Raw genomic sequence first — 14,435 nt, forward strand, 5'->3', positions numbered from 1 at the left:
GACCTGTCTTTCACGGCGCTCATGCGGCGATCCCGCCTTCGCCCGCCCGGCGGAAGCCGCGCTTCACCTCGTCCGGCAGGAAGCAGGCGACCTCTTGTGCGCCATCGGGCACGAGCGGCGGGCGCCCGGCGCAAGGCTCGAACCGATAGCGGCAGCGCGGCGCGAAGGCGCAGCCTTGCATCGGCGCGCCGGAGGATGGCGGCAGGCCGGGAATGCCCGTCAGCCGCTCGGGCCTTGCACCCCGCAGCGGCGGGATCGAGTTGAAAAGCCCATGCGTATAGGGGTGACGTGGCGCGGAAAACAGCGCGCCCACCGGCCCGCTTTCCACGATGCGCCCAGCATACATGACGGCCACCTTGTCGGCGATCTCCGACACGACGCCGAGATCATGCGTGACGAAAACCACCGCCGTGCCATGGTCGCGGCGCAGCCGGTCGATCAGATCGAGGATCTGCGCCTGCACGGTGACGTCGAGCGCCGTGGTCGGCTCGTCGGCGACGATGAGCTTGGGTTCGCAGGAGACCGCCATGGCGATGACGATGCGCTGGCGCATGCCGCCCGAGAGCTGGTGCGGATAGCGATCGAACACGCGCTTGGGGTCGGGAATGCCGACCTCGGCCAGAAGCCCTTCGGCCTTTTCGCGCGCGGCCCTTGCGGAAAGCTTCGTATGAGCGCGGATCTGCTCGACGATCTGCGCGCCGACCGTATGAACGGGTGTCAGCGCCGTCATCGGGTCCTGGAAGATCATGGCCGCCTGCTTGCCGCGAATGCGGCGCAGACGCTTTTGCGACATACCGACGAGTTCTTCGCCCTCCAGCCGCACCGAGCCGGAAATCTCGGCGTTCGGGTCGAGGATCAGGCCGAGGACGGAGAGCAATGTCTGCGTCTTGCCTGAGCCGGACTCGCCGACGAGCCCCAGGACTTCGCCGGCCGAGACTTCCAGCGACACGCCTTCGACGGCGCGTACGAGGCCCCGCTCGGTGCGGAAGGCCACGCACAGATCGCGGATCGACAGAAGCGGTTCACGCACGGGCTCAACGGGCATCGCGCACCCTTGGATCGATCACGGCATAGAGCATGTCCACCAGCGCATTGGCGGCGACGACGAAGAACGAGGCATAGAGAACGGTGGTGAGGATCACCGGCAGGTCCAGCGTCTGGAGCGCGTCGTAGGTCAGCTTGCCGACGCCGCGCAGGCCGAACACGACCTCGGTGAGCAGCGCACCGCCGCCGATCAGCGCCCCGAAATCGAGGCCGAACATGGTGACGAAGGCGATGAGCGAGGAGCGCACGCCGTGGCGCAGGAGAATGCGCCGCTCCGACAGGCCCTTGGCGCGCGCGGTGCGCACGAAATCTTCCTGCAGCGTCTCGATCAGATCGGCGCGCAGGATACGCCCGTAAAGGCCGATATAGAGGATCGCGAGCGTGATCCAGGGAATGACGAGGGCGCGGAACCAGCCGACGGGATCGGTCAGAAGCGGCTTGTAGCCGAGCGGCGGCACCCAGGAGAAGAGGAACGTGTCGTGCATCCGGCTCTGGCTGAGGAGGTTCATGACCTCGCCCACCCAGAAGACGGGCATGGACACGCCGATGAGGCTCAGCGCCATCAGCGCCTTGTCGGTGATCGAGCCGCGCATGGCGGCCGCGACGACGCCGACCAGGAGCCCGCCGACGATCCAGAGCACGGCCGCGCCGAAGACGAGCGAAAGCGTGACGGGAATGGCCTTGGTGACGGCCGGCACGACCTTCTGCCCCCGGTTCACGAAGGAGGTGAGGTCCTGCGTGATGAAGAGGCGCTTCATCATCACGGCGTATTGCACCGGCAGCGGCTGGTCGAGGCCGAAGCTCGCGCGCACCTGCTGCAGCGTTTCGGGCGACGCGTTGCGCCCCGCGATGCGCGCGGCGGGGTCCGCGCCGGGCGTCGCGAAGAAGATCAGGAACACGATGACGCTGATGCCGAACATGACCGACACGAGCCTGATCAGGCGGGAGAGGATCGCGAACAGCATCAGGCGATCCTCACCTTGGCGCGCGGATCGAACGCATCCCGCACCCCGTCGCCCAGGATGTTGAGCGCCAGAACGGTGAGCGCGATGGCGATGCCGGGCGCGAGCGCGACGACGGGCCGCGAATAGAGGAGCCCCTGCCCGTCCTGAATGATCGTGCCCCAGGAGGCGTCCGGCGGCTGGACGCCGATCGACAGGAAGGAGAGCGAGGATTCGGTGATCATGTTGAGCGCGATCAGGATCGGCACCAGCACGATGACGCGCGGCAGGATGTTGGGCAGCAGATCCTTGAAGAAGATGCGATGGGCGGGAACGCCGAGGGCCTTGGCCGCCGTGATGAATTCCGAGCGCATGAGCGAGAGCGTCTGGCCCCGGATCGGCCGCGCGACATAGGGCACGTAGACGATGCCGATGATGAAGACCGGTAGCCAGAGGCTTCCCGAGCGCAGCTCGATCGGCCCGATCGACACGCCCTGGCTGATCAGGACGATCGAAAGCGAGATGGCGAGAAGATAGATCGGGAAGGCCCAGAGCACATCCAGAATCCGGTTGAGCACGCCGTCCACCAGTCCGCCGAAGAAGCCGCAGGCGAGACCCACGACGACGGCGAGGCTGAGCGTCAGCACCGTCGCCGCACCCGAGATCAGAAGCGAATTGCGCCCGCCATAGAGAAGCCGCGCCGCGACGTCCCGCCCCTGATTGTCCGCGCCCAGCATATAAGGGCCGAATTCCCAGGTCGGGCCGATGGGCGTGACGCCAAGGCCGAGGCCCGTGGTGGAGGGCTCCAGAACCGAGCGCACCTGCCCATCGACGGTAATCTGGCCGTTGAGATTGGTGGCGAACGGGTTCGTGCCCGATACGTGCGAGGCGTAGAGCGGCGCGGCGAGACAGGCGAGCGCGACGAGCACGAGAAGGCCGAGCGCCAGCATGGCCGCGCGGTCGCGCCGCAGCCGTCGCCAGGCGGTGGCCCAGGGGCCGGGCGATACGTCGCGCGCGGACGCTACGGAGGCTGAAGGGGAAAGACTGTCGGTCACGATGGGTCTGCCGTCGTCCGGCGCGACGGGCGGTGAGCGCCCGTGGCTGGCCGGATGCCTCTCAAGGGAAAAGGAACGGCCGGCTCCGGGCAGGACTGCCAGAGCCGGCCGGAGGATCAGACGAACCGGGTCACTGCACCGCGATCTTGGAGAAGATGGCGTAGAATTGCGGGCTGAAGGTGAAGTTCTGGACCCGCGAGGAGACGAAATCGACGCGCTTGGGCGTGAAGAGCACGGCGGCGGGCGCGGCGTCCGTCACCATTTTGTCCACTTCCGACCAGATCGGCAGGGCGGCCTTGGGGTCCTTCACGCCGGCGGCGAAAGCTTCCGCCATCTTGGCGTCCACGGCCTTATCGCAGAAGCCCGCGATGTTGACCGAGGCGTCGGAGCCCGGATGGAACGAGGCGCAGGAGAAGAGCACGTTCAGGAAGTTCGAGGGCGAGGGATAGTCCTGGAACCACTGCGAGATCGAGATCTGCACCTTGTTGTTGGTGTTCTGGATGTAGGTGAACTGGAGGTTCTGCGAGATCGGCTGGACGCTCGCCTTGTAGCCGAGTTCGCTCAAGATATCCTGGAGATAGACGCCGATCGCGCGGGAGACCACCGTATCCTCGGCGATGATCTTGACCTCCTGACCCGCCGTGCCGGATTCGGCGACGAGAGCCTTCGCCTTCTCCATGTCGGGCGCCGACCAGGTGGTGCCAGGGTTCAGCGTGTAGGGGCAGTAGGGCACGTGGCCGGGGAAGTCCGGCGGCAGGATCTGACAGGCCGGCTGGGCGAGGTTCGCACCGCCGAAGAGCTTGACGATGGCGTTGCGGTCGATCGCGAAGTTCACGGCCTGACGCGCCTTGATATTGTCGAAGGGCGCGAGATTGGTGTTCATCGGCGCGTACCACATCGCCGTCAGCGGATGCAGGGACACCTGATTGGCATATTGCGTGCCGATCTCGGACAGGCGATCGGGCGGCGGCTGATCGAACATCCAGTCGGCGTCGCCGTTCTGAATGGCGGTGACGGCGGCTTCCTCGGTCAGGCCGAAATCATAGGAAATGTCGTCCGCGAGGCCATCGGGCTGCGCCTCGGCGCTCCATTCCTTGAAATTCGGATTGCGCACGAACTTGATCGCAGCGTTCGGATCGTAGGATTGGATCGCGTAAGGCCCGGTGCCGGGGATCGGCGTCGTGCCCTGGTCGCTCGCCGGGGTGCTGGCCGGCATGATATAGGCGTGCGGCACCGCGATCTTCTGAAGGAATTCGCCGTCCGGCGCGGTCAGGTTGATCGTCACCGTGCCGGCCGCCTTGTCGGCCACGACGCCGCCTTCCAGCGTGCAGTCGGCGGGGCTCGCGATGCATTTGTCGGCCCCGACAATGCCGTTGTAGAAGGTGCCGGCCGTCGGGCCGGAAATTTTGAAGATGCGCTGGAAGGAGGCGACCACGTCGTCGGTCGTCAAATCTTGGCCGTTGGAAAACTTGATGCCCTTGCGCAGCTTGAACGTGTAGCTCTTGCCGTCGTTTTCCGGGGTCGGCAGCGCTTCGGCGAGATCGGGCACGACCTCGAAGCCAGTCTTGTCGCCGGCCTTGCGGAACGTTACGAGCCCATCATAGGTGATGTAGAACAGCTGCCAATATTGCAGCGTGTAGTTGATCTGCGGGTCGATCGTCCCGGCCGCCGCGCGGGCCAGAAGCCGCAGGCTGCCGCCCTTTTCCTGGGCGGAGGCGGGGCTTGCCGCCAGCGCGCAGGCGAGGGCCGTGCCGGCCAGCGCCGCGGATAGGGCTCGTAGTCTCAAAGACGGCATGACGATCTCCTTCCAAACCAGGTCGCGCGGGCCTCGCGGCTCGCCCGCCGCTCCGCTCGAAAACGGATGAACCTTCGCTCACGAAGGGCTTGGCTGGCGGGGAGGAAAACCCTCTCCGCCCGAACCGCACCACCCCAACGAGCTTGCGTGTTTCGAAGTGTGAACCGGCGTCCGGGCCGGGACTAGCTATCAAAACACATAGGGTCGGGCCTCAAGCCGCTTGGCCCTCGCTCTCGAGGTCGAGCAGACGGTAATGCGCCGCGCGGGCGACGGCCTGGAAGCGGTTGCGCGCGCCGAGCTTGCGGCCCGCGCTGTTGAGATGGAGCGTCACGGTCGGCACCGAGCGGTCGAGACGCCGGGCGATTTCCTTGGCGGTCAGCCCTTCGGCGCAGAGGCTGAGGCACTGCACCTCGCGCGGCGACAGACGCATGTGGCGCGAGCGGCGCGTCTCGGGTGCGAAGCCCGCCTGCACCACGTCATGAAACGTCTGGCCGAGAATGCCGATGGCCGGCGCCAACTCCGCCGCCTGTGCGCCGAACCCCTCCTTGGCGTCCACGCAGATGGCAGTGAAAGTCGCGAGATCCCCGCCCGGATGATGGATCGGCACGGTGACGCCGCAGGAGAAATGCATGTCGCGCATATAGTCGAGCACCGGATCGTGCCGCTGGCACAGGACCGTTTCCATGACCCGGCTCTGCCGCCCGCAGGCCGACCAGACGAAGGGCGCGGCCGAGGCGAGCGCGGCGTCCTGCACGGGGTCGAGCTGGTAGAAGCCCGAGCGCCACAGACGCATCATATCCTCGGGCACCTCGCGCCCTTCGAGGATATTGGGCGTGATGAGAACGCCCTCATGCGTGCGGGGAACGGGCGTGTAATCGTAGATCACCGAAGTGAAGCCGACGCGCTGCACGAGAGCGAGCGCGGCGTCGAGCGCCGGGTCGAGGGCGGTGCCGGGGCGAAGTCGCTGGGTGAGATCGGTCAGAAGCGTCATGACAGGATGGAAGCATTATAGACTTCTGCCCGTCAATTGTGCGCGCCCACGAGATGGGCAGTAGCGCGCAAAAATCCGCCCGCCCCCTCTTCTTTTCGATAGCTGTCGGCGTCTTTTCCCGCGCCGTAAGCTCGGCTCATTCGAGACAGGGAGCCACCATATGTCCGCCATTTCCACCATCGAGGGTTTCGCCCCTCACAAGGACTACCAGACCTGGTACCGTGTATCAGGCGATCTCGCCTCCTCGCGCCTGCCGCTGGTGATCGCCCATGGCGGGCCGGGCTGCACGCATGACTATGTCGACAGTTTCAAGGAACTCGCCGCCCATGGGCGCGCGGTGATCCATTACGACCAGATCGGCAATGGCCGCTCGACACATCTGCCGGACAAGGGCGGCGACTTCTGGACCGTCGACTTCTTCCTTGGCGAACTCGACAATCTCCTCGCCCATCTCGGCATTCAGGACCGCTACGCGCTTCTCGGCCAATCCTGGGGCGGGATGCTGGGGTCGGAACATGCCGTGCGCCGGCCGAGCGGGCTGAAGGCGCTGATCCTTGCCAATTCGCTGGCCGCCATGCCGCTCTGGATCGCGGGCGCGGCGAAGCTCCGCGCCGCCCTGCCGGACGATGTGCGCGAGGCGCTGGACCGGCACGAGGCGGCCGGCACCGTCACCGACCCCGAATATCTCGCCGCCACGCGCGAATTTTACGACCGGCATGTCTGCCGCGTCACGCCCTGGCCGGAGGAAGTGGCGCGCACCTTCGCGGCGGTGGAAAGCGATCCGACCGTTTATCACACGATGAACGGGCCGAACGAATTCCACGTTGTCGGCACGATGAAGAACTGGACGGTGGTGGACCGCCTGTCGCAGATCGAAGCGCCGACGCTGGTGTTCCGCGGCGCCCATGACGAAGCGACGCCCGAATGCGTGCAGCCCTTCATCGACCGGATTCCGAACGTGGAAAGCGAAGTCTTCGCCGATTCCAGCCACATGCCCCATGTGGAGGAAAAGGAAGCCTGTCTCGCCCGCGTCGAACGCTTCCTCGAAAAGCACGACTGACAGGACAAAGGCAGGGGCGCGGCTTGGTGGCTGCGCCCGCCCATGCTTCACTGGCCTCCAAGAGCCTGTTTGACAACTCGCCGGCGGAGGACCGGCGAGGGAATTTTTGTCCCTGTGAGGCGCCAAACGCAGTCGATGCCGGCGGCATCGTCTGACATTGGCAACGAAACAGGGGCGAAAAGGACCCGCCGGGCCAACCCGGCCGGGTTGTCAAACAGGTTCTAAGCCGGAGACCCGACCATGCCGCTGCAAAATCGCGTGACGCCCTTCGGTGAGATCGTCGCCGACCCAGCGCGTGGGCTCTTCATGGGCAATCGCGGCATCCTGCATGACGAGGCGAGGCAACTCGGCCGCAGCCGCTGGAAGCATCCCAATTGGATCATCTGCCGGCTCGATTATCGCGGGACGAAGCGCCCCTTGATGTCGCCCGGCGCCTATACCGAACTCTTCTTTCTGGACGAGGCGACGGCACTGGCGGCGGGCCACCGCCCCTGCGCACTGTGCCGACCGGACGCCTTTCGGCAGTTTGCCGCGTCTTGGGCGCAGGGTCATGGCGGCCAGCCTCCGTCCGCCAAGGCGATGGACGCTGCGCTTCATGCCGCGCGGGTGACGCGCGACCGGCAACAGGTGAGAACCCGAGCCGCTCCCGCCACCCTGCCGGACGGCGTGATGATCGAGCAGTCCGGCGCGCCCTGGCTGATCTGGCAAGGCCGCCGCCATCTCTGGCGCTTCGAAGGCTATGGCGACAGCGCGCCGTTGGACGAAGGCGAGGTGACGGTTCTCACACCCGCGCCGACCCTCGCCGCCCTCCGCCATGGCTACGCGCCCGTGCTGCATCCAACGCTGCGCGCCTGACGCCTCATCCGGCGGAGCGTCCTTGAACGGTCGCCGGACACCCTTACGAAAATTCCTCGCGGAGAGGCCGCGAGGGCCTTGCGCGTGACGAAATCAAATGTCCGTTATGCCGCTCAACTTTTCAGATCGGATGGCGGAGCCAATCCATGACCAAAAACCAGAAGAAGGCGCTGCGCCGCATCGCCATCGCCTTGCCCGTGGTGGCGCTGCTCCTGTGGTTCATTCCTTGGCTGACGCTGTTCTGGCTCGTCTGCGGCGTGATCGACGTGGCGCGCAACAAGGGCAAGAACCAGCTTCTGATCAGCCGCTACTTCATGGGCAACGGCATTCTGACCTGGCTGCTCTCGCCCTTCAACCTCTTCGTGGACCTCATCAGCCACCGCAACCCCGGCATCTACACGCTGGAGGATTTCCCGGCCGAATGGCGCGAGGAGATCGAGACCGTGCTGAACACGTTCCGCACCCGGCGCGACGAGATCACCGGCGAGATCGACGCCAAGTTCCATGACGGGCGGCGCGGCATGTATGTCTATCGCTGGTACGGCAAGAAGAATATCGACACGGTTCCCGAATTCAATCGCGAGTTCAAATACGTCAAGACGATCGCGGTTTCGGTGTTTTCGGGCAAAGAATCCACCACCTGGCACTACGGCCCGCTGCGCCTGACGCTGCGCGTGCTTCTCAACCTCAAGCCGGCCGACAGCGATCGCGTCTTCATCGAGTGTAACGGCCAGCGCCATCTCTGGCGCGACAACCCGCTCTATATCTTCGACGACACGCTGTTCCATCGCTCGGTGAATGAGGTGGACGCGCGGCGCTACAATGTCTTCATGGACGTGATCCGCCCGAGCCCGGTGCCGGGCTTCCTCGGCGCGCTCCTGTCCGGCGTGTCGATGATCGCCGACCAGATGAAGTCCATGTTCTACAAGAACTGGCGCATGATCGGAAACCGCCCTGCCGCCAACGCCAAAGGCTGACCTCAGCTTCATCGAGACGGCCGAAACCCGTGCGCATTGCCTGCGCGCGGGTTTCCTTTTGTCCGCGAACCGGGCATCTCCAGCCCGCCTGATATCGCCGCTCCGCGATCGGCCGGGATTGTCTTGGTCCTGTCATGAAACGCGCCGACATTCCGCGCCACGACGAACCGGGTGCCTCATGGACTATTTCCGACGCTTTACCTTCCTTTTCGCCACGCCTTCCTTCGACGCCAACGACCTCGAAGGGGCCCGCTTCAATCAGATCGTGGCGGAAATCGAGCATTCCGGTTTCGAGGTGGTGCGGGCGCGCAGTCTGGAAGATGCCGAAATCTCGGTGCAGACCGATGCCGCCATCGGCTGCATGATCGTCGATTGGGGCAAGAAGGGGCTGGAAGGCAAGACCGCCGCCCTGATCAACCTGATGCGCCGGCGCGGGCTCGACTTCCCGATCATCCTCCTGATCCGCCGCAAGCGCTTCGAGGACGTGCCGGTCGAGGTTCTCGATTTCATCGACGGCTATGTTTTCCTGTCGGAGGAAACCCCGGCCTTCATCGCCAAGAACCTTATCAGCCGCCTGAAGCAATATGCCGAGACGCTGAAGACGCCCTTCTTCGGCGCGCTGGTGGACTATGCCGAAGAGGGCAACCAGCTCTGGACCTGTCCGGGCCATAATGGCGGCGTCTTCTACAGCCGCTCGCCGATAGGGCGCGTCTTCATGGAGCATCTCGGCGAAGCCGTGTTCCGCGACGATCTCGACAATTCGGTGCTCGATCTCGGCGACCTCCTGACCCACGAGGGGCCGGCGCTCGCCGCGCAGAAGGAAGCGGCGAAGATCTTCGGCGCCGAGAAGACCTATTTCGTGCTGAACGGCACCTCCACCTCCAACAAGGTGGCGCTCGCCGCGCTGGTCACGGACGGCGATCTCGTCCTGTTCGACCGCAACAATCACAAGGCGGCCCATCACGGCGCGCTTCTGATCTCGGGCGGCATTCCCGTCTATATCCCGACCGCGCGCAACTCCTACGGGCTGATCGGCCCGATGGACTATGCCTCGCTGGATGAGGCGGCGCTGCGTGAGCGCATCCGCACCCATCCCCTCGTCAAGGACCCCGAGGCCTGGAAGAAGCCCCGCCCCTTCCGCGTCGCCGTGGTGGAACAGTGCACCTATGACGGCACGATCCACAATGCCGAGATGATCCTGAAGTCGATCGGGCATCTGTGCGAATACATTCTCTTCGACGAGGCCTGGGCGGGCTTCATGAAGTTTCACCCGCTTTATGCCGGGCGCTTCGCCATGGGCTTGGGCGAACTCGGACCGGACGCACCGGGCATCATCGCCACCCAGTCCACCCACAAGCAGCTGGCGAGCTTCAGCCAGGCCTCGCAAATTCATATCAAGGACCGGCACATCAAGGGCCAGAAGCGCCGCGTGGAGCATCGTCGCTTCAACGAAAGCTTCATGCAGCACGCCTCCACCTCGCCCTTCTATCCGCTCTTCGCCTCGCTCGATGTCGGCGCGCAGATGATGAAGGGCCGCTCGGGCGAAGTGCTCTGGGACGACACGATCCGCTTGGGCATCGAGCTGCGCAAGAAGATCCGCGCCGTGCGCCGCGAGTTCGAAGAGAAGGAACAGCGGCCCGACCGGCGCTGGTTCTTCGAGCCCTTCGTGCCCGACACGGTGGCGATCCCCGATGCCGCGCGCCCCGGCGCGGTGCATAACGTGCCCTGGGAAAGCGTCTCGACCGACCAGCTCGCCACCAACCCGGCCTTCTGGCACCTGACGCCGGATGCGCGCTGGCACGGCTTTGAGGGCATGGAGCCGGGCTTCGCCATGACCGATCCCAACAAGCTGGTGCTCTTGACGCCCGGCTTCGACGGGTCCAACGGCACCTATAGCGAGCACGGCATTCCCGCGCCCATCGTCGCGCAATATTTGCGCGAAAACCGCATCGTGGCGGAGAAGAACGATCTCAACTCGCTTCTCTTCCTGCTGACGCCGGGCGTCGAAGCCTCCAAGGCCGGCACGCTGATTTCGGGCCTCGTCGCCTTCAAGCGGCTGCACGACGAGAACGCGCCCCTGGAAGAGGTGATCCCCGAATTCGCCCGCCGCCGCGCGGCGCGCTATGCGGGCGTGCGGGTGCGCGATCTCTGCGCGGCCATGCATCGCTTCTTCCGCACGGCCAATGTCAGCGCGCTTCAGGCGCTGCAGTTCTCGGCGGGCCACCTGCCCGACATCGCCATGTCGCCGCACGATGCCGCGCGCTGCCTCGTGCGCAACGACGTGGATTATCTGCCGATCGGCGAGATCGAAGGGCGCATCGCCACGACCCCCTTCGTGGTCTATCCGCCCGGCATCGCCACGATCGTGCCCGGCGAGCGTCTCAACGAGCGCTCGCGCCCGATGATCGACTATCTCAAGATGTTCGAGGCCTCGTTCAACACGTTCCCCGGCTTCGAAGTCGAAATCCAGGGCGTCTATCGCGAAGTGGATGAATCGGGCCGCGTCCGGCTCTATACCTACGTCGTGGCCGAGTAGAGCGTGGGGTTTCGAGTTCGTTGATGACCGGAGAAAACGACGTCACCATCCGCCCCTCGCGTGATGGTGACGTGGAAGCCATGCTGGCGATCTATCGCCGGCATATCCATCGCGGTGTCGAGGCGGGTCTGGAGGATGGCGACACGCCGGAGCCCGACGACCTGCGCGACCGCCGCAAGAACCTCAAAAGCCGCCGGCTTCCCCATCTCGTGGCGACCAGGGCCGACGAGGTGGTGGGCTATGCCTATGTGGTGCCCTTTCGCAAGCGCCCGGCCTATCGCTACACGGTGAAGCACTCGATCTATGTGCATCATCAGCAGCTCGGCCGCGGCATCGGGCGGCTTCTCATGCGCGGGCTGATCGACGCCTGCGCGGCGGCGGGCTTCCGGCAGATGATCGGCTATATCGACTCCGACAACACGGCCTCGCTGGCGCTTCATACGAGCTTCGACTTCCAGCGCGTCGGCCATCTGCCGGCGGTCGCCTATCGCTACGGGCGCTGGGCCGACAGCGTGATGGTGCAGCGCTCGCTCGGCACGGGCTCCACCACGCCTCCGCCGCCCCTGCCGCTTTCGACGCGCCGATAGGGAAGGCAGGGCTGAGACCAAAGAGCCTGAGAGCTTGAGAGCTTGAGAGCTTGAGAGCCGGGAAGGCACATCCGGACTGAGGGCTCCGCGTGCCCGCCCGGCCTCAGCGCGACTGGCTCTTCAGATAGGCGATGAGATCGGCCCGCTCCAACGGGTCCGCCATGCCCGGATAGTTCATCTTGGTGCCCGGCGCGAAGCGGCTCGGGCTGGCGAGCCAGGCATCCATGGCCGCGTCGGTCCAGTCGCCGCCGACCGAGCGCAGGGCCGCCGTATAGCCATAGCGTTGCAGCCGATGGCCGATCGGCGCGCCCATCACACCGTGAAGATTGGGACCGGCCAGGTCCGGCCCGCCACGTCCGATCGTGTGGCAGGCGGAACAAGGGCCATAGAGCGAAGCGCCGGCAGCCGGGTCGGCTATGGCCATGCGCTGCTCCAGCGTCGGATCGGGACCAAGCTGGCTGCGCCGCGCCTCGCGGTTGCCGTCGCCGCAGGCCCCGAGCGCTGGTAGCAGCCATGCAAGGAGGCCGAGCCGCCGCGACATCCCCCCGCATGCGCGCCATAGCTCCCTGATCGCCGTCACAAATTGCCTCCGCTCATGGCTTGCATATCCTCAGACAAGACTTTGCGACTGTTGTTGTAGATCAGCCGGCTTGAGAAAAAACATAGGCTTCGACGCCGAACAGTTAAGTTTGACGCATCTTTCGCAAGCTTAAATTAAAGCGCATCACAGAGCCTGATCGTCGAGATTGATGGAGATGCTCGATGAAAGATTTGTCCAACTATACGCTGACCTTCAGCGACGAGTTCGACAGCCGCAGCATCTCGCAGAACGGCGGCGGAACGACCTGGGCCGACATTCGCCCCGAATGGCGCCTCGACGCCAATTCCGACATCGGCTTCGGCCGCTCGTCCTTCGTGGACGCCGCGTCGGGCTACGACCCGTTCAAGGTGCAGGACGGTGTCCTCACCATCACCGCCGTCCCCGACCGCACGCCCTATGGAATGCCCGGAAGCTGGGAGTCCGGCCTTATCCACACGCGCGGCTCGTTCCAGCAGACCTATGGCTATTTCGAGATGCGGGCGGACTTCTCCGACGCCAAGGGCGCATGGGACGCGTTCTGGCTCCTGCCGACGCAGCAGATCAACCAGGGCAAGAATGGCGGGTGGCAAGAGCTCGACATCGTCGAGCACTACGGCAACAACCCGAACGGCGTTTATCGCTGGCTCCATACGACCGACGCCCATGCCGACCCCAACGCCGATCTTCAGGTCTATAGCGAGCACGCCGGCATCACGACGGGCTTCCACACCTACGGGATGGACTGGCAGGCCGACACGATCAGCTTCTATTTCGACGGGCAGCTCGTCGGCACCAAGGCGACCCCGAGCGATATGCACGGGCCGATGTTCATTCTGGCCAATCTCGCCATGGAAAATGGCGCCGATCCTTCCGCCCCGCCCGCCGAAATGAAGATTGACTATATCCGCGCCTATGCCGAGAAGCCTGCGGTCGTCACCCCTCCACCCGAGCCGATCAACATCGTCACCGGCACGGCCGGAAACGATGTGTTGCGCGGCACGAGCGGCCGCGACCGGCTGATCGGCGGTGAGGGTTCCGATACGCTGATCGGCGGCAAGGGCGCCGACGAGCTGATCGGCGGCGATGGGCAGGACACGGCCTCCTATGCCAACGCGCAGCAGGGCGTTACCGCGAGCCTTCTCGACCCCTCCAAGAACACGGGCGACGCGGCGGGCGACACCTATTCCTCGATCGAACGCCTGATCGGCAGCGACTACAACGACACGCTGGAAGGCGATGCCGGCGACAATATCCTGAACGGTGGCAAAGGCGCCGACCGCATGATCGGCGGCGGGGGCAACGATGTCTATTTCGTCGAGAACACCTGGGACATCGTGATCGAGGCGGCCAAGGGCGGCAACGATCTCGTCATCACCACGACGAGTTACAAACTGGCTGCGGGCCAGGAAATCGAGACCCTGCGCAGCGCCGAAGGCTGCGGCAGTCTGACGCTGACCGGCAACGAGATCGACAATTACCTCTACGCCAACGAGAGCGCGACCAAGCTCTATGGCGGCCTCGGGCGTGACGTCCTGGTCGGCGGCAAGGGCGACGACTGGCTGTCCGGCGACGCGGGTTCGGATCGCCTGACGGGGGGCGCGGGCCGCGACACGTTCGTCTTCTCCACCGCCCCGCGCGCGGGCGAATACGACGTGATCACCGATTTCAATGTGGTGGACGACCGGATCGCCCTCTCGCTCGCTGCCTTCGGCAAGGCCGGCGCCGCCCCCGGCGCGCTCGACCCGTCCGCCTTCTACGCCGGCACAGGCAACACGGCGCACGCGGCCTCAGACCGCATCATCTACAATTCCAAGACGGGCGATCTCTTCTACGACGCCGACGGCACCGGCCCCGACGCCGCCATTCGCTTCGCCCAAACACAGCCCGGCCTCGCCCTCACGGCAGACGACTTCTTTCTGATCGGTTGAGGATCGTCCATCGGCCGAAGGCCCCAGAGAAATACCCAGATGTTCCTCTGGAGTCCCGTTGAGACCGATCGCGTTGTGTCGGAGTC

At 65.2% G+C, this 14,435-nt stretch carries 12 protein-coding genes; 6 read left to right on the forward strand and 6 right to left on the reverse strand.

The features are described 5' to 3' along the window. Nucleotides 1–19 precede the first annotated feature (19 nt). The 5 genes from NS365_RS04405 to NS365_RS04425 form a co-directional block, all read right to left on the reverse strand. Nucleotides 20–1,045 carry an ABC transporter ATP-binding protein gene (locus tag NS365_RS04405; protein ID WP_058599070.1) on the reverse strand — a complete coding sequence of 342 codons (1,026 nt, stop codon included), beginning with the start codon at nt 1,043–1,045 and terminating at the stop codon, nt 20–22. Further along, nucleotides 1,035–2,009 carry an ABC transporter permease gene (locus NS365_RS04410; RefSeq protein ID WP_058599071.1) on the reverse strand — a complete coding sequence of 325 codons (975 nt, stop codon included), beginning with the start codon at nt 2,007–2,009 and terminating at the stop codon, nt 1,035–1,037. Before NS365_RS04410 ends, NS365_RS04405 begins: the two co-directional genes overlap by 11 nt. Further along, nucleotides 2,009–3,040, reverse strand: a complete 1,032-nt coding sequence (locus tag NS365_RS04415) for an ABC transporter permease (RefSeq protein WP_058599072.1) — start codon at nt 3,038–3,040, stop codon at nt 2,009–2,011. The genes NS365_RS04410 and NS365_RS04415 overlap by 1 nt, the downstream gene beginning before the upstream one ends. 130 nt (nt 3,041–3,170) lie before the next feature. After that, nucleotides 3,171–4,835 (reverse strand): ABC transporter substrate-binding protein, encoded by a 1,665-nt coding sequence (locus NS365_RS04420; RefSeq protein ID WP_058599073.1) that lies wholly within the window; start codon nt 4,833–4,835, stop codon nt 3,171–3,173. 211 nt (nt 4,836–5,046) lie between these two features. Next, the gene (locus NS365_RS04425; protein ID WP_058599074.1) at nt 5,047–5,826 is read right to left on the reverse strand and encodes a helix-turn-helix transcriptional regulator; all 780 of its coding nucleotides are present in this window, start codon (nt 5,824–5,826) and stop codon (nt 5,047–5,049) included. Nucleotides 5,827–5,986: 160 nt separating this feature from the next. Here NS365_RS04425 and NS365_RS04430 point away from each other — a divergent pair, with 160 nt between their 5' ends. The 5 genes from NS365_RS04430 (at nt 5,987) to NS365_RS04450 (ending at nt 11,841) form a co-directional block, all read left to right on the forward strand. Next, nucleotides 5,987–6,886, forward strand: a complete 900-nt coding sequence (locus NS365_RS04430) for a proline iminopeptidase-family hydrolase (protein ID WP_058599075.1) — start codon at nt 5,987–5,989, stop codon at nt 6,884–6,886. Nucleotides 6,887–7,126: 240 nt separating this feature from the next. After that, entirely contained in the window at nt 7,127–7,741 is a 615-nt protein-coding gene (locus NS365_RS04435) for a hypothetical protein (protein ID WP_058599076.1), read from the forward strand. Nucleotides 7,742–7,887: 146 nt separating this feature from the next. After that, the gene (locus NS365_RS04440) at nt 7,888–8,718 is read left to right on the forward strand and encodes an aspartyl/asparaginyl beta-hydroxylase domain-containing protein (protein WP_058599077.1); all 831 of its coding nucleotides are present in this window, start codon (nt 7,888–7,890) and stop codon (nt 8,716–8,718) included. A 178-nt stretch (nt 8,719–8,896) separates the two neighbouring features. Then, a complete protein-coding gene (locus NS365_RS04445) occupies nt 8,897–11,254 on the forward strand; it encodes an Orn/Lys/Arg decarboxylase N-terminal domain-containing protein (RefSeq protein WP_058599078.1) in 2,358 nt (785 codons plus the stop codon). Nucleotides 11,255–11,277: 23 nt separating this feature from the next. Next, nucleotides 11,278–11,841 (forward strand): GNAT family N-acetyltransferase, encoded by a 564-nt coding sequence (locus NS365_RS04450; protein ID WP_058599079.1) that lies wholly within the window; start codon nt 11,278–11,280, stop codon nt 11,839–11,841. A gap of 103 nt (nt 11,842–11,944) precedes the next feature. On the opposite strand, the gene NS365_RS04455 is transcribed toward NS365_RS04450, so the two are convergent. Then, the gene (locus tag NS365_RS04455) at nt 11,945–12,382 is read right to left on the reverse strand and encodes a c-type cytochrome (protein WP_058599080.1); all 438 of its coding nucleotides are present in this window, start codon (nt 12,380–12,382) and stop codon (nt 11,945–11,947) included. Nucleotides 12,383–12,603: 221 nt separating this feature from the next. On the opposite strand from NS365_RS04455, the gene NS365_RS04460 reads away from it, so the two are divergent. After that, nucleotides 12,604–14,349, forward strand: a complete 1,746-nt coding sequence (locus tag NS365_RS04460) for a family 16 glycosylhydrolase (protein WP_058599081.1) — start codon at nt 12,604–12,606, stop codon at nt 14,347–14,349. Nucleotides 14,350–14,435: the final 86 nt, after the last annotated feature.

Origin of the sequence: Aureimonas ureilytica (assembly GCF_001475935.1) — a bacterium.
Classification (GTDB): Bacteria; Pseudomonadota; Alphaproteobacteria; order Rhizobiales; family Rhizobiaceae; genus Aureimonas; species Aureimonas ureilytica_A.

What these genes read in the sequence shown, in the direction of transcription:
- NS365_RS04420 (WP_058599073.1), bottom strand. Translation starts at nt 4,835, where the DNA reads ATGCCGTCTTTGAGACTACGAGCCCTATCCGCGGCGCTGGCCGGCACG.
- NS365_RS04440 (WP_058599077.1), top strand. Translation starts at nt 7,888, where the DNA reads ATGACCAAAAACCAGAAGAAGGCGCTGCGCCGCATCGCCATCGCCTTG.
- NS365_RS04460 (WP_058599081.1), top strand. Translation starts at nt 12,604, where the DNA reads ATGAAAGATTTGTCCAACTATACGCTGACCTTCAGCGACGAGTTCGAC.
- NS365_RS04435 (WP_058599076.1), top strand. Translation starts at nt 7,127, where the DNA reads ATGCCGCTGCAAAATCGCGTGACGCCCTTCGGTGAGATCGTCGCCGAC.
- NS365_RS04455 (WP_058599080.1), bottom strand. Translation starts at nt 12,382, where the DNA reads ATGTCGCGGCGGCTCGGCCTCCTTGCATGGCTGCTACCAGCGCTCGGG.
- NS365_RS04425 (WP_058599074.1), bottom strand. Translation starts at nt 5,826, where the DNA reads ATGACGCTTCTGACCGATCTCACCCAGCGACTTCGCCCCGGCACCGCC.
- NS365_RS04410 (WP_058599071.1), bottom strand. Translation starts at nt 2,009, where the DNA reads ATGCTGTTCGCGATCCTCTCCCGCCTGATCAGGCTCGTGTCGGTCATG.
- NS365_RS04450 (WP_058599079.1), top strand. Translation starts at nt 11,278, where the DNA reads ATGACCGGAGAAAACGACGTCACCATCCGCCCCTCGCGTGATGGTGAC.
- NS365_RS04430 (WP_058599075.1), top strand. Translation starts at nt 5,987, where the DNA reads ATGTCCGCCATTTCCACCATCGAGGGTTTCGCCCCTCACAAGGACTAC.
- NS365_RS04405 (WP_058599070.1), bottom strand. Translation starts at nt 1,045, where the DNA reads ATGCCCGTTGAGCCCGTGCGTGAACCGCTTCTGTCGATCCGCGATCTG.
- NS365_RS04445 (WP_058599078.1), top strand. Translation starts at nt 8,897, where the DNA reads ATGGACTATTTCCGACGCTTTACCTTCCTTTTCGCCACGCCTTCCTTC.